The following is a 20,226-nucleotide window of genomic DNA, read 5'->3' as shown; positions in this document are numbered from 1 at the left end:
ACTCGAATTATTGCTTACTTTTGCAATAATTTCTTATCACACAAATCGTTAAAACTATACTTTGAGTACATTAATTGCAGCTGAAAACTTAGGCCATGCCTATCATGACGAATGGCTTTTTAAAAATTTAACGCTAGGTATCCAGACTGGGCAGCGCGTTGCGTTAGTTGGCATCAATGGTGCCGGAAAAAGCACCTTACTAAAACTTCTGGCCGAGCGTTTCAATCCATTGGAAGGAAAGATTGTAAAAAACAAGGCAGTTAAAATTGGTTTCTTAGACCAAGAACCCTCATTTCCAGATGGTTACAGTATTAGTGACTTTATTTTCTCGCTGGAAAACAAACAACAACAGCTTATTAAAGAGTATGAAGAACTCATAGAAGACCCAAATCCTGATGAAAAAACATTAAATAGGTTATACGAGGAACTAAGCGAGCACAATGCCTGGGAGTATGAGCACGAAATTAAAACAATTTTAAGCCGCATGGGCATTACGCATTTGCAGCAAAAAATAGCTACCCTTTCTGGCGGACAGAAAAAGAGGCTTGCCCTTGCCAAGTTGTTGATTGAAGATCCTGACATTTATGTGTTGGATGAGCCAACCAACCACCTGGACATAGACACCATTGAGTGGCTGGAAAGCTTACTGACTTCTGGCAATAAAACCATATTACTCGTTACCCACGACAGGTATTTTCTGGATAATGTATGCAATAACATTGTAGAACTTGACCGTGGTAAAATGTATACTTATAATGGTAATTATGCTTATTTTCTGGAACGCAAAGCGGAGCGCGAGGCGGCCGATGAAAGCACCTTTCAAAAGAATAAAAATTTATTAAAAAAGGAACTGGAATGGATGCGCAGAATGCCCCAGGCACGTGGCACGAAATCACAATCCAGAATAAATGCCTACTACGATCTTGACGAAAAAACGAAACAGCGATCGGACAACCAAAGCGTAAACTTAAACATGAAGATGGCCCGCCAGGGAGGAAAGATTTTGGAACTTGACCACATTGGTCAATCTTTCGATGGCATAAACATCATCAATGATTTTACCTACACATTTAAACGTGCAGATAGAATTGGTTTGGCCGGCAAAAACGGTACAGGAAAATCTACTTTACTAAATATCATTACTGGCTTTTTGGATCCTGAAAAAGGAAATGTAAGCAAGGGGGAAACGACAGTTTATGGATATTACAAACAAGGCGGTTTAGCCTTTAATGAAAAAGAACGCGTAATTGATATTGTAAAATCGGATGCCGAATATATTAAAATGGCAGATGGTTCTATGATTACAGCTTCGCAGTTGCTTACCCTATTTCTCTTTCCTCCAAAGAAACAACATGGAATGGTAGAGAAGTTAAGTGGTGGAGAAAAGAAACGTTTGCATTTGATGAAGGTCCTAATGCAAAATCCTAACTTCCTTATTCTAGATGAGCCAACGAATGATTTGGATATTGACACTTTAAATGTACTGGAAGAATTTTTAGAAAACTTTCCTGGGGTATTAATTCTTGTATCACATGACAGGTACCTTCTAGATAAAATGAGTGAGCAGTTATTTATCATGGAAGGAAATGGCGAAGTAACTATTTACAATGGAAATTACTCCGAGCACAGGCTTAGTTTAGAAACAGCGAAAGAAAAGCCAGTTTCAAAATCTGCGAAAACAGAAGCACCTGCAGCGACACCATCCCCTAAAAAATTAAGCTATAAGGAGCAGAAAGAGCTGGAAGATGCAGAAGTAAGAATGCAGGAACTAGAAGCTAAAATTGAAGAAATGACTTCTTCCCTATTAACGATTGATAGTGCAGATTATAAAAAAATACAGGAAGTAAGCGAGCAAATAACGACGCTTAAAAGCGATTTAGACCGCGTTATGAGCCGCTGGCTGGAACTTTCTGAAGATGTAGAATAAAACGTTCCACGTGAAACAAAGTACTGAGATCGTCTCTTTGAGGCCTTACGTTTCACGTGAAACATCCTAGATATACTGAATATGTTTAAAGAATATGATGTAATTGTAGTAGGTGCAGGACATGCAGGATGTGAAGCGGCAGCGGCCGCTGCTAACCTTGGATCGTCCGTTTTGCTGATCACAATGAACATGGAAACTATAGCCCAAATGAGTTGCAACCCCGCAATGGGAGGTGTTGCAAAAGGCCAAATTGTAAGGGAAATTGACGCAATGGGCGGCTACTCTGGCGTAATCGCAGATAAAACTACCCTGCAATTTCGGATGTTAAACTTGTCAAAAGGACCTGCAATGTGGAGCCCGCGTGCCCAAAATGATCGGAAAAGATTTGCTGAAGAGTGGAGATTAGCATTAGAAAGAACGCCAAATGTAGATTTTTGGCAAGACATGGTGAGCAGTCTTTTAATCAAAAACAATACCGTTGTGGGTGTAAAAACTTCCATCGGCGTAGAGATAAAAGGTAAAGCTGTGGTCTTGACTAATGGTACCTTTTTAAATGGATTGATCCATATTGGAGAGAAAAAATTCGGTGGCGGTCGTACCGGAGAAAAATCCGCGACAGGTTTAACCGAACAATTGGTATCGCTTGGCTTCGAAGCTGGTAGAATGAAAACCGGGACTCCACCACGAATTGATGGAAGATCCCTCAATTATTCACTGATGGAGGAACAATGGGGCGACGTAAATCCAGGAAGATTTTCTTATCAAAATGTACCGAGGCCAACTGAACAAAGATGTTGCTGGATAACCTACACCAATACTGCAGTTCATGAAACCCTTAAAGAAGGCTTCGAAAAATCACCTATGTTTACGGGTAGAATTAAAGGACTAGGTCCAAGGTATTGTCCATCTATTGAAGATAAAATCAACCGCTTTGCCGAACGCGAACGTCATCAGATTTTTGTAGAGCCAGAAGGATGGAATACTTGCGAAATCTATGTAAATGGATTTTCTACTTCCCTTCCTGAAGATGTACAATATAAAGCCTTAATTCAAATTCCTGGATTTGAAAATGCTAAGATGTTTCGTCCAGGTTATGCCATAGAATATGATTACTTTCCACCTACACAATTGTCATTGACACTGGAAACTAAAAAAATAGCCAATTTATTCTTTGCAGGACAAATTAACGGTACTACAGGCTACGAAGAGGCTGCTAGTCAGGGCTTTATAGCTGGGATTAATGCGCATCAGAAAGTTCATGACCTACATGAACTGATCATGAAACGTTCAGAGTCTTATATAGGTGTTTTAATAGATGATTTGGTTACCAAGGGAACAGAGGAGCCATATAGAATGTTTACATCCAGGGCAGAGCACCGTCTATTGCTTCGTCAGGATAATGCAGATATCCGCCTCTCTCCTATTGGTTTTGAATTGGGTCTGGTAAATCAGGAACGTATGGATCTTGTGAATGCCAAAGTAGAAAATTCTGACGCCATAGTTGCCTTCACAAGAAAACAAGGTGTCGAGATGTCTCAGGCTAATGCCTTGCTGGAAAGTTTAAATACGGCAGCGCTCACACAAAATGTAAAGCTATTTAGTTTATTAAGCAGGCCACAAGTAGGCATCGATGACATCAGATCAGTAAGTCCGCAATTCAATGACCTTCTTAATGCATACGATAAAGAAACCATTGAACAGGCTGAAATAAAAATTAAGTATGAAAGCTATTTTGAAAAAGAACAGGAAATTGTGAACAAAATGCAAAAGATGGAGGATAAAGACATCAATCCAAATTTTGACTATAGTCAGCTCATTTCACTTTCAAAAGAAGCGAGAGAAAAATTATTAAAAATAAAACCGCGAACATTAGGCCAGGCCTCAAGAATTTCTGGTGTTTCTCCTTCAGATATCTCAGTTTTAATGGTCCATATCAGTAAATAATATATAACTAATTAATAATCAATATTCTATATTGTAAAAAACCTCCTCTAAATTAGACCTCAAATAAAGCCATATAAAGCATTTTTAAAAATTGCAAGACATAATCATTAAAAAAGCGACAAAATTAAATAGAGCCCATTTAAATGACCAATACAAGGAACACATACTTTAGACCTACTTTTTTGATGCTATTTTTATGCATCGGCTTATATTATGGTTGTGCGAGCCCCCAAATGGTAGAAGGAGGCCCAAGAGACACCAAACCACCAGTTGTACTGAGCATGACACCAAATAATTTGGTTACCAATTTCAAAGCCAAAAAAGTGGTTATTGAGTTTGACGAATTTTTTAAACTGAATGATCAGTTTAAGGAATTTTCAGTTTCGCCTGATATGGAGCGCCTACCTACGCTCAAAATAAAAAAGAAAACGCTGGAAGTAGAATTTTTAGATACGCTTGAAAAGAATACTACTTACACGCTCAACTTTGGAAAATCTATTGCAGACATCAATGAAAGCAATGCCTTAAAGAATTTTACCTATGTATTTAGTACAGGTCCTCAATTGGATTCTTTGAGTATTACCGGAAAGGTAGTGAATGCCTTAACCGGACTTCCTGAATTGGACGCACTGGCATTCATTATTCCGATTGAACGTGATACCATATTTGGTAAAAGGAAACCCTCTATTTATTCAACCACAGACAGCAGTGGCAACTTCAAACTCAGCAATTTAAGAAAAGGAACCTATAGGGTATATGCCATTAAGGAACAAAGCAGTGATAAAATCTACCAACAGCTCTCAGACGAAGTGGCTTTTATAAAAGATTCTATTGTATTGAACCAAAATATAGATAGTTTAAAACTTAGAATATTTAAAGAAAATGCCACTACATTTAGAATTAATGACAGAAAGTTGAATACTGATGGAAGCATTACCATGAACTTTAATCAACGTTTAAAAAAGCCTTCTATCACCATACTGGAGCCATCAAATATAGATGTATCCAAAAAAATGAAATTCAATAAGACAAATGATTCCGTTAAAATATGGCTGATGGATTTGTCCTTTGATTCTACTAAAGTTAGCATTAGTGATGAGGGCAAATTGCTGCAAACTGTAAAGTTTACAAGGGGTAAAAAAGAAACTTATACCAGAAATATGACTCCTTCAGACAATCTGGAAGGTACCAGGCTTAATCCTAATCAGGCTTTAAAACTAACCTTTCCTATACCAATTGACAGCATAAATTTAAATAAGATTACTCTTTTAGAAGACTCTATTCCTAAAACCGGCCTGCAAATTACAAAAGACAGTACAGATTTACTTTCGGCCTATGTTTACTATCCATGGTTAGCCAAATACAACTATGACATAAAATTTGGCTCAGGAGCCTTCACCGGTATATTTAACGCCAAAAATAAAGAGTTTACTAAGATATTTGAGCTCGCAAACCGTGATGATTATGGTACTTTAAAGGCAAAAATGGTTATTCCGGAGCCTAATAAGAACTACATTTTACAAATCCTGGACGAAAGAAAAAATCTGATAAACAGTACGGTTATTCAAAAAGATACCACCATAACTTTCAGTAACTACAGGGCTGGTAAATACTTTGTAAGAATTGTATACGACCTTAATAAAAACGGAATATGGGATACTGGTAACGTAATCAATAAAACACAGCCTGAACCGATTTTTAATGAACCTAAAGAACTTTCTATCCGTGCCAACTGGGACAGAAACGAAACCATAAACATACCAAAAGAAGCTATCTAAACCAATCCGAATAGTGGATATAATTGTCAGGCAGCTTATTCAATAAAGCCCTTTGCTCTTCAGTAATGGGCTTTATCTTTTTTGCAGGTGCACCAGCGTAAAGATAACCAGACTCACAAATGGTTTGTTCCAGAACAACAGATCCTGCGCCAATAATACAATATTCTTCTACTACGGCATTATCCATAACAATAGCGCCCATCCCAATTAAAACATGGTCTTTTACAATACATCCATGAACAATTGCATTATGTCCCACAGATACCCTGTTACCAATTACTGTAGCATTTTTTAGATAGGTGGCATGTATCACAGCACCATCCTGGATATTTGTATCGTTACCTATGGTAATGGTATTTACATCTCCCCTAACCACTGCATTAAACCATACTGAACAATTATTTCCCATGGTAACATCCCCTACTATGGTTGCATTTGGGGCAATAAAATTATTATCGCCCCAGGCCGGCATTTTGCCTTCTACTGGTAATATCAAAGCCATATGTAACCTTTTAAAAAATGGTGTCAATTAATTCTGGTGCATGTAAAGGATAGTCCGTGGTGTAATGTAAGCCCCTACTCTCCTTGCGCGCTTTTGCAGATTTTATAATAATAAATGCCACTTGTATCACATTACGAAGCTCACAAAGTTTAACAGATACTTTATTTCCTTTATAAAACTCTTCTGTCTCCTCATACAATAAAAACAACCTGCGCATTGCCCTGTCCAGCCTAAAATCAGAACGGACAATTCCAACATAATCACTCATCAACTTCTGCGTTTCCCTAAGGTTATGGGTAACTAAAATATCTTCATTTGATTGTGTTACCCCCAATTCGTTCCATTCCGGAATATCATCAGGAATAATAGATTCATTAAAACGGGCAATTGCGTCTAAATAGATTCTATGTGCAAAAACGGGCGCCTCTAACAGCGAGTTCGATGCCAAACGGTTAGCTCCATGCAAACCAGTTGAAGAACATTCGCCACAGGCATATAAATTATTAATAGATGATCTTCCAAACTCGTCTACCAAAATACCCCCACACATGTAATGCGCTGCAGGAGTAACAGGTATATAATCTTTTGTCATATCTATACCTATGGATAAACATTTAGCATAAATATTAGGAAAATGCGAAAGTATATCTGACTTTTTTCTAGCCGTAATATCAAGATAAACGAAATCATCACCTGATTTTTTCATCTCCGCATCAACAGCCCTTGCTGTAATATCACGTGGTGCTAAGGAGCCTCTCTCATCATACTCGTACATAAATTCTTCCCCATTTCTCCTTCTGAGTACACCTCCAAAACCCCGAACGGCCTCTGATATTAAAAATGCAGGATACTCCCCAGGATTATAAAGCGCTGTAGGATGAAATTGAATAAACTCCATATTTCTAACTTTTCCCTTGGCACGATACACCATAGCCATTCCATCTCCAGTTGCAATTACAGGATTAGTTGTACTGGAATAAACGTGGCCAGCTCCCCCGGATGCCATTACTGTGACCTTTGCTAATATCTTTTCCACATCGTTATGTTCTGTATTAAAGGCATATATACCATAACAGTTGATATCTTTTGTGCTCTTATCCACAAACTCACCCAAATGGTGTTGTGTAATTAGCTCCAAACAGAAGTAATGTGTTAATATCTCTATGTTCGGATCCTCGTGAATTTGTTTCAATAAAACGCTTTCAATTTCATACCCGGTAACATCTTTATAATGGAGTACACGGTGCTCAGAATGCCCACCTTCTTTAGCCAGATCATATACACCGGCATTATCTTTATCAAACTTAATTCCGTAATCTATAATCTCTTGTATGCGCTGAGGTCCCTCTTTTACAACAATATCTACTATATCTTTATCGCATAAACCATCTCCGGCAATTAACGTATCTTCTATATGTTTTTCAAAAGAATCGTCTTTATCCACAACAACTGCAACCCCACCCTGTGCATATTTTGTATTGGATTCGTCTTCATTTGATTTGGTAACAATTAATACTTTTCCATGCCTGGCAGCCTTTAAAGCAAAACTTAAGCCTGCAATACCCGATCCTATAACTAAAAAATCTACTTTCCTCATTTAATCCTGCTAATTAAAGCGCTTTGTTAACAACGTTTATAAAATTGTTAAATACTTGTACAAATAAATAGAACAAATATTTTTGAATGTTTAAAGCTAAGCTAAAATGATAATTGATCAATATATTTTAAGTTATTTTTGAGCAACTTTGTGGAGTTTATTAACTTTTATAGACACAACAAATAATACACATCTTGATATTGATAAGTATTTAGAATGAAAAATATCTGATTGTAAATCAGTACAAAAATTAAAATAAAAAGCACTTTAAATGTTGGTAACTATAGAACAACTCATAAAGTAGACTAAAAAAAATGTACTTACAAACATTATCAACACACTAATAAACAATAGAAATCCATTTATATTAAATAATTATAATTAATTGAACTGTTGAAAGCGCTTACCTTTACACCAGGAAAAAAGAAAAAAAGTTTTGGTCGTGAATGCGACAGAATAATAGTTTAAATCTTTAGTGGTGTATAACCAGAACTAAAGAATAAAAAATACTATGCTGATGAATACAGATACATTAGAAGAATTGAACAGAAAAGGCTTTGTTGAGGAAAACATTGATCCTTCACTTGATCTTTTTGAGGAAATAGAGAAATTAAAGAAAGAAAAAAACGCTATTATCCTGGCGCATTACTATCAGGAACCTGATATTCAGGATATTGCAGATTATATTGGTGATAGTTTAGGCCTTTCTCAAGAGGCAGCTAAAACCGAAGCCGACGTGATTGTATTTGCCGGAGTTCATTTTATGGCAGAAACAGCAAAGATCCTTTCGCCGGATAAAAAGGTATTATTGCCTGACTATAAAGCTGGCTGCTCCCTTGCTGATAGCTGCCCTCCTCACCTATTTAAGATTTTTAAGGAAAAATATCCGGATCATATTGTAATCACTTACGTAAATTGTACGGCTGAACTTAAAGCAATGAGTGATATTGTTTGTACAAGTACAAACGCAGTGCAAATTGTTGAAAGTTTGCCGGCAGATCAGAAGATAATTTTTGGTCCGGATAAAAATCTTGGTGCCTGGGTAGCAAAAAAGACAGGTAGAGATCTTGTTTTATGGAACGGAGCTTGTATGGTTCATGAAATATTCTCCAGAGAAAAGATTACCCGTTTAAAAGAGAGACATCCGACAGCAAAATTTATAGCCCATCCGGAATGTGAAGATCAGGTTTTGCAAATGGCTGATTACATTGGTTCTACAACTGGATTATTAAAATACGCAATCAACAGCGATGCAAAAGAATTTATTGTAGCTACAGAAAGTGGAATTATCCATCAGATGGAAAAGGCCTGTCCGGATAAAACCTTCATCCCTGCTCCGCCAAATAACAATTGTGCTTGTAATGATTGCCCGTACATGAAGAGAAATACTTTGGAAAAACTGTACCTGTGTTTAAAAAATGGATATCCGGAAGTTACTGTTCCGGCTGATATCATTGTAAATGCAAGAAAACCTATTGAAAGAATGCTGGAAATATCAGCTGGTTTAGGCTTGTAAATACTTAAATAAAAAAGAAATTATGTTTGAAAATAGCGGAAGGACGGATCTGGCAGAACTAGGTGAATTTGGATTAATAAAACACCTGACGGAGAATTTTAAAATAAGACACGAAAGTAGCATAAAGGGTGTAGGTGATGATGCTGCCGTATTAAATTTTGATGGTAAGCAGGTTTTAATATCTACAGATCTCCTGCTTGAAGGGATCCATTTTGATTTGGCCTATGTGCCACTTATGCATTTGGGTTATAAGGCTATACAAGTAAATTTAAGTGATATTTACGCGATGAACGGTATTGCCACACAGGTAACTGTTTCTGTGGGTTTATCTAGTAAATTTCCTTTAGAGGCTGTAGAAGAAATTTATAAAGGTATTGAGCTGGCTTGTAATAAATTCAACATTGATCTGATTGGTGGTGATACGTCTACCAGTAAACAAGGGTTGGTGATTAGTGTAACGAGCATTGGCTATGCCGAGAAAGATGAAGTTGTTTACCGTAATGGAGCTGGAGAAGGAGATTTGCTCTGCGTTTCAGGCGATTTAGGTGGTGCATATGTAGGTTTACAAATTTTGGAACGTGAGAAATTGATTTTTCTTGAAAATCCTGATATACAGCCTGATTTAGAAGGAAAAGACTATATCATTGAGCGACAGTTAAAACCTGAAGGACGCAGGGATATTGTAGATTTACTTGCTCAGATTAAAGTATTGCCTACGGCAATGATTGATGTATCAGATGGTTTGGCTTCAGAAATTATGCACATTTGTCAGCAGTCGGACAAAGGCTGTACAATTTATGAAGATAAGCTGCCTATAGATCCTGTAACTTATGAAACTGCACGTGAATTAGGCTTGGACCCAACAATATGTGCACTTAATGGTGGTGAAGATTATGAATTGTTGTTTACAATTAAGCAGTCAGACTATGATAAAATAAAAAATGATGTAGACGTTTCTATCATAGGCCACATCACCGATAAAAATTCGGGATGTAAAATGGTATCTAAATCTAATGTTGTTCATGAGCTAAAAGCTCAGGGATGGAATGCCTTTAAATTATAAAATATCCTCATCAGCTAGGGTTGTATCTATAAATTTGGTGTCAATTTGCTTTGTTGCTTTGGCACCTAATTTTTTTATCTTTTCTGATGTACTGGACAGGTTTCCTGCACCTGTGGATAACTTGTTAATTGCTTTATCATAAGCATCCTGTGATTGTTTAATGTTGCGGCCAATGGCATCCATATCTGCTAAAAAGCCTACAAATTTATCATACATACTTCCGCTTAAACGCGCTATTTCCAGTACATTTCTATTTTGTCTTTCCTGTTTCCAAACACTTGCAATTGTTCTTAGCGTTGCAAGTAAAGTGGAAGGGCTTACAATGACTACTTTTTTATCCCAGGCATAATTGAATAATTCTGCATCATGTTGTACAGCTATGGAAAATGAGGATTCGATAGGAATAAACAACATAACAAAATCAGGAGAATTGATTTGATAAAGATGCTGGTAGTTTTTGAAGGACAATTCCTGAATATGGTTTTTAATGGAAAACAAGTGCTGCCTGATATAGACCTCGCGTTCTTCCTGTGTTGCTGCATTGACCATACGCTCATAAGCCACTAAAGATACTTTTGCATCTACAACCAGGTGTTTATCATCAGGGAGGTCTATGATTACATCTGGTTGAAGTCTGTTACCATTTTCACTGTTTAATGAAGTTTGGATTCGGTACTCCCTTCCTTTTATCAGTCCCGAACGTTCGAGAATACGTTCCAGTATGATTTCTCCCCAGTTTCCCTGTTTTTTATTGTCTCCCTTTAAGGCTTTAGTAAGATTGTTTGCATCTTCCTGGATTTGTTTACTTTGAACCATTAACTCAGAAATTACTCCTTTGAGTATATTCCGCTCGTCTGACTCACTTTTATACACCTTTTCTACCTTAGCCTCAAATGTCTTTATATTTTCTCTTAGCGGGCTTAATATGAGGTCTAAATTAGCTTTATTTTGTGCTGTAAATTTTGAGGTTTTTTCTTCCAGTACTTTGTTGGCTATATTTTCAAATTCGAGCTTAAAGCGAGTTTGTAGTTCTGCAATGTATTTTTCCTGTTGAAGTTGCTTTTCTTGTTGTGCCTGCAGGTTTTCTTCTGCTTTAACTGCCCTGCTGCGCTCATTCATAAAACTAATACGAAGATCAGACAAGTCGTCTTCAATTCTCATTTTCTCTGCTTTATGCCACTCCAATGTTTTTTGATGTTCATTTTCTTTTATTTCCATCAATAACCTGACGTTATTGTCTACTGGTTTTCTTAAAACGAGGTAAATGATAAAAGCCAGGATAATGAGCAGAAATAAGTATATGAGGTAATCCATTAGATTATTTTTTTAGCAAAAATCCATATAATTTAATGTTTTGACAAATAATTTAGTATTTTAAAGTTAATAGGATTGCTGTATTGATTTAAACCCACATTTATTTTTGCATACTGACAGATAATCAGCGAAAAAAATAGGAACAATTATTGATTTGCTTTTTCTAAATGTAGTACTGATGGAAATTTATTTGTTTTTAATTCTTCCTATTCTCCTTTTAAGCTTTTATGTACAGTGGAGATTTAAGCACAAGTTTGCTAAATATGCAGAAATGCAACTGAATTCGGGGTTTTCTGGAAAAGAGGTGGCAGAGCGTATGTTAAGTGATTACGGAATTTATGACGTAAAAGTTATGAGTACGGAGGGACAGCTTTCTGACCATTATCATCCAGGTGATAAAACAGTTAATTTAAGTACGGATGTGTATTATGGAAGAAGTGTTGCGGCTGCGGCTGTAGCTGCTCATGAATGTGGGCATGCAGTACAACATGCTAAATCCTATCATTGGCTTCAACTACGCTCTAAAATGGTACCGGTGGTTAGTATATCTTCTAATTTGCTGCAATGGGTACTAATGATTGGGGTCTTTTTAATTTTATTTACCGGAAATCCCGTAGTTCTTGCTGTTGGTGTGGTTGCGCTTGCAGTAATTACGTTGTTTACAATAGTTACTTTGCCTGTAGAATTTGATGCAAGTAATAGGGCCCTTTTATGGCTTAAAGAAAATCATCAGATTATGCAGACTGCAGAGGAGAACAGGCAGGCTAAAGATGCACTATGGTGGGCCGCAATGACCTATGTAGTGGCAGCATTGGGTGCAGTGGCTAACTTGCTATATTACGCCATGATGCTTTTTGGAAGAGGGCGTGATGACTAATTTAAGCGGTGTGGTGCTATGAGTTCAAATTGAGGAATTTCTACCTGGAAAACAGATTCGTCAGGAAATCTGGTCATTGAATAATAACCTTTCATACTGCCCATATCTGTAGTTAAATTACAGGCAGAAACATAACTGTGGGCATTTCCTGGCGCTATAATAGGCTGTTCACCAACAACACCGCTACCTTCTACTTCTCTCACAGAACCATTAGAATCAAAAATAGTCCAATTTCTTCTTTTTAACTGAATGTATTGATCTGTTAAATTTTGAATTTCAATTTTATATGCGAACAGAAAAACTTCATTCATGGGATTAGAAAACTCATCCTGGAAAACAGTTTCTACTGATATTTTTACGCCTTCTGTAATTCCTGTTACCATCGTATTATTTATTCAAGATGTTAAATTAGACCATTTGATATATGGGCTCAATATACTGAAATTTGTCTGAAATCTCATCCAATATGCTATGAATAATCTCAATATTATCTTCTTTTACAAGTAGCATCCTGTAGCTTTTAAAATCTGGTAGTCCTTTAAAATAATTGGAGTAGTGCCTTCTCATTTCAAATATTCCAACTTTAGGACCCTTCCAGGCAATAGATTTATCCAAATGTGTACGGCATACCGAAACTCTTTCTTCTACTGTCGGGCCTGCGAGTACCTTACCTGTAGCAAAGAAATGTTTAATTTCTCTGAATATCCATGGATAGCCGATAGCTGCTCGTCCAATCATAATGCCATCTACCTCATATTCTAGTCTCCAGTCTGCAGCTTTTCTAATGCTGTCAACATCTCCGTTTCCGAAAATAGGTATCTTAATACGTGGATTTCTTTTGATTTCCCGGATCAATGTCCAATCTGCTTCACCTTTGTATAACTGAGCCCTGGTGCGCCCATGTATGGTTAAAGCCTTAATTCCAATATCTTGTAATCGCTCTGCTACTTCTTCTATATTCTTGGTATTGTCATCCCAACCCAATCTGGTTTTAACGGTAACGGGCAGATGGGTAGCTTTAACTACCGCTTCTGTCATCTTTACCATTTTATCTATGTCTTGTAGTAAGGCAGAACCTGCACCCCTGCAGGCCACCTGTTTAACAGGACAACCATAATTGATATCCATTAAATCTGGCTTTGCCAGCGTAGCAATTTCTGTAGCTTCACGCATGTGGTCTATTTCACTGCCAAAAATTTGAATGCCAATAGGCCTTTCATATTCAAAAATATCAAGCTTGGCCCTACTTTTAGCGGCATCACGGATCAAGCCCTCAGAAGAAATAAACTCTGTATACATCATATCCACTCCTGCTTGTTTACAAACAAAGCGGAAAGGAGGGTCGCTTACATCTTCCATCGGGGCAAGCAATAAAGGGAACTCACCCAAGTCAATATTTCCTATCTTTACAGACATTTAATTATCTTAACCAGTTTATAAGTACAAAGGTACAAATAAAAATATATAAAGAATGGGTATTGGCCGCATGAAGGTTACTGATCATAGTCCTTATTTACAGTTGTTTATGTTAATTGTTTTTGCGGTTTTAGGAGCAATTGTATTTTCAGCTATTGCATTTTTGATTTGTTTTGTAATGTATGGATTTGATCTGTTTAATGCTTACAATGATTTTGTAAGCGGGGATATCCGCTTTCTTAATGGGCTGAAAATCTTTCAAATGGTTAGTACAATGGGATTATTTATTGTACCTCCTTTACTGCTATCCTGTTTTAACGGAAAGCAATTGAACGTATTTTATGGTTTTAAAAAAGCTGAAGCCGACTTGCTCCTGGTAATATTATTATTGGTGATCTTTTCAATGCCTTTAGTAGAATGGACAGCCTTATTAAACCAAAAAATGACACTTCCTGGATTTTTAAAACCCCTGGAAGCCTGGATGCGTGAAAAGGAAGATGCTTCTATGGAGCTTACTGTTGCCTTATTAACGGTTCATAAACCATGGGATATTTTTGTAAATCTATCGATGATTGCGCTATTACCAGCAATCGGCGAAGAATTGTTTTTTCGCGGAGGAATGCAACAAATATTCATCCGTATTTTTAAGAACACCCATATTGGAATATGGGTTACCGCATTTATATTTAGTGCCATACATGTTCAATTTTTTGGGTTTTTACCGAGGTTATTTCTAGGTGCTGCCTTTGGTTATCTGTATGTATGGAGCGGAAGTTTATGGTACCCGATGCTGGCACATTTTATCAATAATGGCTATGTAGTAGCTGTTTCTTTTATTATGCAAAAACACAATCTGCCTTTAAACAGTACAGAACCTACCATTTCATTGCAATGGTATGGCTATATAATTAGCTTTGTGCTCACAATTACATTATTTGAATATTTTAAAAATAAAACAGCAAAAACTAATGGAGAACAATTGGGTTAAGGTATTTACTACAGAGGATCCGCTTACGGCAGAAATTATTAAGCAGGGCTTGATAGCAGAAGAAATTCCTGCTGTGGTATTAAATAAGCAGGATTCAAGTTATAAAGTTTTTGGGTTACTGGACATTATGGTTCATGCAGACCACGTGGAAAAGGCTAACGCTTATATTTTAGAAAATAATATTTGATGAAAACCAGGGCCATAACTGCATTTTTTTTTACCATCGTGATGCTTGGATCCTTCTTTTTTGGAGCGTATACATTCAGCATTTTTTACCTTGCCCTTAGTACTATGGGCTTGATTGAATTTTATAAACTTATTAAAAGTCAGGGTACAAAACCTAACCGCTCACTCGGGGTTCTTTTGAATCTGGTTATCTTTTTAATGTTTATAGGAAATAACCTGTTTGATTGGGGATCTAAATACCTTCTTTTGTTAATTCCGGCGGTTTTTTTGGTATTTATCCTGGAATTGTATAAAAGGGAGAGAGAACCATTTGCAAATGTTGGGTATACTTTTTTGGGAATTATCTATGTAACCATTCCCTTTTGTTTGTTCTATACTATGGGGTTTATGAAGCACAGCTATAATTTTCATTTGCCATTTTCATTTATCCTGATGCTTTGGGCAAGTGATACCGGAGCATACTTGTTTGGAAGAAAGTTAGGTAAAACAAGGCTTTTTGAACGACATTCACCAAAGAAATCCTGGGAAGGATTTTTTGGAGGTGTATTTACAAGTGTGCTGGTTGCCTTTATCGTCTCAATGGTATTTACAGAAATAAATGCCTACATTTTAATGGGTATGGCGGTTTTGGTTGTGAGTTTTGGTACACTTGGAGACCTGGTAGAGTCTATGCTGAAAAGAAGTTTGAATGTAAAGGATTCTGGAACGCTATTACCTGGACATGGGGGTATTCTGGATCGTTTTGACGGCCTTTTAATCGGTGCACCTATGGTTTTTACTTATTTGTACCTGTTGCTCAACTAAGCTAATATCTTTTGGATTTTAAGGGCTGTAAGAGGTATTCTAAGCCATTAAGTTTTATCTCATAGATGGTAGACAGCATTTCACCCAATTTACCAGGAGGAAAGCCTTTACTTTGAAACCAGACAAGATAGGTTTCTGGTAAATCGCAAATTAACTTTCCCTTATATTTCCCGAAGGGCATGGGCATGGTAACCAGGTCTTTTAATAATTGTGGGTTCATGCTTTATTCTTTGGCTACCATTTGCAACATTTCAACGGCTTCATCAATATTGGCAAGGTTTTCAAATGCAATCCTTAAGGAATCTTTAACTTCTTTAAGATTGCATAACCTGGGATGTAGTTGCGCAAAAAGAAGTATTTTATTAAAGGTTACAGAGTCAAAGAACGCAGATTGTTTATCGGATATGAAATAACCTCTCAGCGTACCTTTTTTATAGCTAAGTTTTTCAAATCCAAGCTGTTTTGCCACCCATTGCAGTCGCAATACTTTCATCATTGTTTTTACCGGTCTTGGCACTTCTCCAAAACGGTCTTTCAAAGACAATTCAAATGCCTTTAAGCTATTTTCATCATCAATCTTTGAAAGCTCTGTATAGAGGTTATACCGCTCGGTAATATTGGTAACATAATCATCAGGTATGTAAAGCTCAAGATCTGTATCTACCTGCGTAAAATTGACAAATGGACGTGGGCTTTCATCTTTAAACAATTCTTTGAATTCATCGTCTTTAAGTTCCTGAATGGCTTCATCCAGTATTTTATGGTACATATCAAAGCCGATTTCGGCGATGAAGCCACTTTGCTCGGCACCTAAGAGGTTACCGCTACCCCGGATGTCTAAATCCCTCATGGCGATGTTAAATCCGCTACCAAGGTCTGAAAATTCCTCAATGGCACTCAATCTTTTTCTGGCTTCAGAAGTTAATGTAGAAAGTGGAGGGCTTAATAAATAGCAAAAAGCCTTTTTATTAGATCGGCCTACCCTGCCACGCATTTGGTGTAAGTCACTTAAACCAAACATGTGGGCATGGTTAATGATAATTGTATTTGCATTAGGTATATCCAATCCGGCCTCAATGATGGTGGTAGCTACTAACACATCTTTTTCGCCATTGATAAAATCCAGCATTACGTCTTCAAGCGCATCTCCGTCCAATTGTCCGTGTGCTATTCCTATTCTGGCTCTAGGTACGAGGGTTTGAATAATGCCTCCAAGCTGTGCCAGGTCGTTTACCCTGTTGTGGATAAAGAATACCTGACCACCCCGCTCCAGTTCAAACTGTACCGCCTCTTGTATAAGTTTGTCGTTAAAAACATGAAGTTCTGTATTTACAGCCTGTCTGTTAGGCGGTGGTGTACTCATAATAGACAAATCTCTTGCACCCATTAAAGAGAAATGTAGCGTTCGTGGAATAGGGGTTGCTGTAAGTGTTAAGGTATCTACATTTACTCGCAAAGCACGTAATTTCTCTTTTGAACTTACACCAAACTTTTGCTCTTCATCAATAACCATAATGCCCAGGTCTTTGAACTTTACATCTTTACTCAATAGCCTGTGGGTACCAATTACAATATCTACTTTTCCATCTGCAAGCAGCGCTAAAGTGTCTTTAATCTGCTTGTTGGTTTTAAAACGATTGATGTAATCTACGTTACAAGGGAATTCTTTTAAACGCTGAGAAAACGTTTTAAAGTGCTGTAGGGCCAAAATGGTGGTAGGTACTAGTACTGCCGCCTGTTTGCCATTGGCAACAGCTTTAAATGCTGCCCTAATGGCAATTTCTGTTTTTCCGAAACCTACGTCACCGCAAACCAGCCTATCCATAGGATATGGCGCTTCCATATCTTTTTTTACATCACTGGTGGCCTTAACCTGATCTGGTGTATCTTCATATATAAATGAAGCTTCAAGTTCGGTTTCCAGATAGCCATCGGGATCAAATGCAGTTCCTACCTGGGCTTTTCTTAATGCATATAGCTTAATCAGGTCCCTGGCTATGTCCTTTACTTTTTTTTTTGTAGTCTTTTTAAGTTTATCCCAGGCTTCCGTTCCTAATTTGTTCATTTTAGGCGCAGTTCCATCTTTACCACTGTATTTGGAAATGCGGTTCATGGAGTTGATGTTTACATAAAGTAAATCATTATCAGCATAGATTAAACGGATCATTTCCTGTGTTTTCCCGTTTACTTCCACTTTTTCTAATCCGGCATATTTTCCAATCCCATGATCAATATGGGTAACAAAATCTCCGGATTTTAATTCCCTTAGGTCTTTTAAAGTAATGGCCTGGCTGCGCTGGTAACCTCGTTTAAGTTTATATTTATAAAACCGGTCAAAGATCTGGTGATCGGTATAAAATGCGAGGTTTTGTGTGGCATCAAGGAAACCCTCTCTTAGTGGAAGGTTTACGGGCGTAAATTTAGCAGACTTATCAATATCATCTAAAATGGCATATAAACGTTCCGTTTGCTTGGTAGACGAAGTAAAAATAAAGGTTACTATGCCAGATTTTTCATTCTCTTTAAGGTTATGGATCAGAAGTGTAAAGTCTTTATTAAAAGATGGCTGAGGCTTGGTATCAAAAAGAATGACCTGTTCTGTGTGGTAAAAAAATTGTTTTCCAAACTCTACTATGGCGAAGTCATGCAGCAAATCTCCCAGCATCTTTTCGTCAGAAAAGGCAAATTTTGGATCTATCCATTGTTCATTTTGCTTCTCTGCCAATGAAAGGGCTTTCCAAAGTTCTGTTGCTTTTTTATACCCTCCCTTAACGATATCTAAAGTAAAGGCTACATCCTTGATCCAGATTTGGGTGTCTTTTTCGATGTAATCAAGTAAATTGATGTTGTTTTGTGTAAGATATTTTGACTGAACGTTAGGAATGATCGTAAAGCTCTTTACATCATCAACAGAAAGCTGACTTTCAATTTCAAAGGTCCGGATACTTTCAATTACATCTCCAAAAAATTCAATACGATATGGGAGATCGTGAGAAAAAGAAAAGATATCTACAATACCACCACGAACAGAATACTGTCCGGGTTCATATACAAAATCTGTACGTTCAAAGCTGTAATCAAATAAAAACTCACTGATGAACTCAATATTCAGCTTAGTATTTACATGAATTTCGAGTGTATTTTTCTCCAGCATGCTCCGGTCTATCACCTTTTCTGCCAGTGCTTCCGGATAAGTAACCACAATTTTTCCGTATTCAGAATTATGGTTCAACTCATTAATTACCTCTGCCCTGCCCAATACATTTGCGGTATCTACCTGGGTAAAGTCGAACGCTTTGCGAAAAGATGAAGGAAAGAGTAAGATCTCTTTTTCCAGTATGTTTTCGAGGTCAGATAAAAAATATGCAGCTTCTTCCCGGTCAGGTAAAATAAAAAGCTGAGGTTTGTGGGTTAAAAAATAGCAGGCTGCCGCAATTGTAGCATCAGCAGAGCCAACCAGTCCTTTTAACTGAGTTTTGCTTCCTTTACCCGAGTTGAGGGCTTTAGCCAATGCTTCAACACGCTCATCTGTTTTATACCTATTGATCAGTTCGCGGATGTTCACATCACAAATGTAAGATTATGATCCTTTAAAATGTAACAAAAAGGCGCATTAAACATCTTAAAAATATGAAAAGACTGCATCAAATTCCATTAGAGTTAATTTTTTGGGTTGTGGCGCTGGCTTTATTGGCTACGGCAAAACCCCATGGTTATGAAGATCATTTGTCTTTTACCTGGTGCCCTTTGGCGAATTTGGGTTTGCAGTGGTGCCCTGGTTGTGGACTAGGCAGATCCATCACTCAGTTGTTTCATGGAAACATTGCAGAGAGTTTAAAACTACATTGGTTTGGTATCCCTGCTTTATTAATTATTTGTATGCGTGTGTTTACACTGTTAAAATTGGAATGTAATAGGATATTTAATTTAAAAAATACGGAGGAAGATTATGTTTAATTCACCATTTATGACCTTGCCGGGCATCAGCCCTGAAGAGTATTCGTACCTGCAATCTGCCACTACAGGGTTTAATGAGCAGCAGCTTAGGGGCTTTTTAATGATCTACGGAAGCAAGAGACGTAACCCGGATGATATGGTATTGTATTGTATCCTCGGTTTTTTTGTTCCCGGACTTCCACGATTTTTACTAAATCAGGTGGGTATGGGGATACTTTATTTTTTTACCGGGGGTTTATGCTTTGTAGGGACTATAATTGACCTGATTAATCATAAAAGACTGGCATTTGAATACAATCAAAAAATGGTTTTTGAAAGTTTGCAAATGGTAAAAATGGGAAATATTCAATAGATTTA

18 protein-coding genes are annotated in these 20,226 nt (G+C 37.2%); 11 read left to right on the top strand and 7 right to left on the bottom strand.

What is annotated here, in order from left to right; translation table 11 throughout:
• The first annotated feature begins 61 nt into the window (after window positions 1-61).
• The 3 genes from LPB86_RS03610 to LPB86_RS03600 all read left to right on the top strand — a co-directional run bounded on the left by LPB86_RS03610 (window position 62) and on the right by LPB86_RS03600 (window position 5,649).
• Entirely contained in the window at window positions 62-1,927 is a 1,866-nt protein-coding gene (locus tag LPB86_RS03610; protein ID WP_230641177.1) for an ABC-F family ATP-binding cassette domain-containing protein, read from the top strand.
• Window positions 1,928-2,008: 81 nt separating this feature from the next.
• Window positions 2,009-3,871, top strand: coding sequence for a tRNA uridine-5-carboxymethylaminomethyl(34) synthesis enzyme MnmG (gene mnmG / locus LPB86_RS03605; protein WP_230641176.1), 1,863 nt, complete (start codon window positions 2,009-2,011; stop codon window positions 3,869-3,871).
• Window positions 3,872-4,056: 185 nt separating this feature from the next.
• Window positions 4,057-5,649, top strand: a complete 1,593-nt coding sequence (locus LPB86_RS03600) for an Ig-like domain-containing domain (protein WP_230641175.1) — start codon at window positions 4,057-4,059, stop codon at window positions 5,647-5,649.
• Here LPB86_RS03600 and LPB86_RS03595 read toward each other — a convergent pair.
• Window positions 5,642-6,151, bottom strand: coding sequence for a gamma carbonic anhydrase family protein (locus LPB86_RS03595; RefSeq protein ID WP_230641174.1), 510 nt, complete (start codon window positions 6,149-6,151; stop codon window positions 5,642-5,644). The genes LPB86_RS03600 and LPB86_RS03595 overlap by 8 nt on opposite strands.
• 10 nt (window positions 6,152-6,161) lie before the next feature.
• Complete coding sequence (nadB, locus tag LPB86_RS03590) at window positions 6,162-7,748, bottom strand: L-aspartate oxidase (protein ID WP_230641173.1); 1,587 nt, start codon at window positions 7,746-7,748, stop codon at window positions 6,162-6,164.
• A gap of 517 nt (window positions 7,749-8,265) precedes the next feature.
• Between nadB and nadA the strand changes: the two genes are divergently transcribed.
• On the top strand, window positions 8,266-9,264 hold the full coding sequence (nadA, locus tag LPB86_RS03585) for a quinolinate synthase NadA (protein ID WP_230641172.1): 999 nt from the start codon (window positions 8,266-8,268) through the stop codon (window positions 9,262-9,264).
• Window positions 9,265-9,286: 22 nt separating this feature from the next.
• A complete protein-coding gene (gene thiL, locus LPB86_RS03580; protein WP_230641171.1) occupies window positions 9,287-10,327 on the top strand; it encodes a thiamine-phosphate kinase in 1,041 nt (346 codons plus the stop codon).
• Here the strand turns inward: thiL and LPB86_RS03575 are convergent.
• Window positions 10,322-11,641 carry a DNA recombination protein RmuC gene (locus tag LPB86_RS03575; protein WP_230641170.1) on the bottom strand — a complete coding sequence of 440 codons (1,320 nt, stop codon included), beginning with the start codon at window positions 11,639-11,641 and terminating at the stop codon, window positions 10,322-10,324. The two genes, thiL and LPB86_RS03575, sit on opposite strands and share 6 nt — an antisense overlap.
• A 178-nt stretch (window positions 11,642-11,819) precedes the next feature.
• Here LPB86_RS03575 and LPB86_RS03570 point away from each other — a divergent pair, with 178 nt between their 5' ends.
• Complete coding sequence (locus LPB86_RS03570) at window positions 11,820-12,518, top strand: zinc metallopeptidase (protein ID WP_230641169.1); 699 nt, start codon at window positions 11,820-11,822, stop codon at window positions 12,516-12,518.
• Here LPB86_RS03570 and apaG read toward each other — a convergent pair.
• Both apaG and dusB read right to left on the bottom strand, forming a co-directional pair.
• Window positions 12,515-12,901: a Co2+/Mg2+ efflux protein ApaG gene (gene apaG, locus LPB86_RS03565; RefSeq protein ID WP_230641168.1), complete on the bottom strand. Its 387-nt coding sequence runs from the start codon at window positions 12,899-12,901 to the stop codon at window positions 12,515-12,517. The two genes, LPB86_RS03570 and apaG, sit on opposite strands and share 4 nt — an antisense overlap.
• A gap of 25 nt (window positions 12,902-12,926) precedes the next feature.
• A complete protein-coding gene (gene dusB / locus LPB86_RS03560; RefSeq protein WP_230641167.1) occupies window positions 12,927-13,934 on the bottom strand; it encodes a tRNA dihydrouridine synthase DusB in 1,008 nt (335 codons plus the stop codon).
• A 55-nt stretch (window positions 13,935-13,989) separates the two neighbouring features.
• Between dusB and LPB86_RS03555 the strand changes: the two genes are divergently transcribed.
• The 3 genes from LPB86_RS03555 to LPB86_RS03545 are packed head-to-tail and all read left to right on the top strand — an operon-like array spanning window position 13,990 to window position 15,912.
• Window positions 13,990-14,922 (top strand): CPBP family intramembrane glutamic endopeptidase, encoded by a 933-nt coding sequence (locus LPB86_RS03555; RefSeq protein WP_230641166.1) that lies wholly within the window; start codon window positions 13,990-13,992, stop codon window positions 14,920-14,922.
• Entirely contained in the window at window positions 14,903-15,109 is a 207-nt protein-coding gene (locus tag LPB86_RS03550) for a DUF2007 domain-containing protein (protein WP_230641165.1), read from the top strand. Before LPB86_RS03555 ends, LPB86_RS03550 begins: the two co-directional genes overlap by 20 nt.
• On the top strand, window positions 15,109-15,912 hold the full coding sequence (locus LPB86_RS03545) for a phosphatidate cytidylyltransferase (protein ID WP_230644288.1): 804 nt from the start codon (window positions 15,109-15,111) through the stop codon (window positions 15,910-15,912). The genes LPB86_RS03550 and LPB86_RS03545 overlap by 1 nt, the downstream gene beginning before the upstream one ends.
• Window position 15,913: 1 nt before the next feature.
• Here the strand turns inward: LPB86_RS03545 and LPB86_RS03540 are convergent, their stop codons facing one another.
• Together LPB86_RS03540 and mfd are read right to left on the bottom strand one after the other, a co-directional pair.
• Window positions 15,914-16,132, bottom strand: coding sequence for a DUF3820 family protein (locus tag LPB86_RS03540; protein WP_230641164.1), 219 nt, complete (start codon window positions 16,130-16,132; stop codon window positions 15,914-15,916).
• A gap of 3 nt (window positions 16,133-16,135) precedes the next feature.
• Window positions 16,136-19,477, bottom strand: a complete 3,342-nt coding sequence (gene mfd, locus LPB86_RS03535) for a transcription-repair coupling factor (RefSeq protein ID WP_230641163.1) — start codon at window positions 19,475-19,477, stop codon at window positions 16,136-16,138.
• Between the two features lie 65 nt (window positions 19,478-19,542).
• On the opposite strand from mfd, the gene LPB86_RS03530 reads away from it, so the two are divergent.
• Both LPB86_RS03530 and LPB86_RS03525 read left to right on the top strand, forming a co-directional pair.
• Window positions 19,543-19,869 (top strand): DUF2752 domain-containing protein, encoded by a 327-nt coding sequence (locus tag LPB86_RS03530; protein WP_230641162.1) that lies wholly within the window; start codon window positions 19,543-19,545, stop codon window positions 19,867-19,869.
• Window positions 19,862-20,221, top strand: coding sequence for a TM2 domain-containing protein (locus tag LPB86_RS03525; RefSeq protein ID WP_230641161.1), 360 nt, complete (start codon window positions 19,862-19,864; stop codon window positions 20,219-20,221). Before LPB86_RS03530 ends, LPB86_RS03525 begins: the two co-directional genes overlap by 8 nt.
• The last annotated feature ends 5 nt before the right edge of the window (window positions 20,222-20,226 follow it).

The organism is Pedobacter sp. MC2016-14 (assembly GCF_020991475.1).
Lineage (GTDB): Bacteria > Bacteroidota > Bacteroidia > Sphingobacteriales > Sphingobacteriaceae > Pedobacter.
Note: the sequence above shows the minus strand (reverse complement) of the source record. Positions and strands in the feature narration are given on the sequence as shown.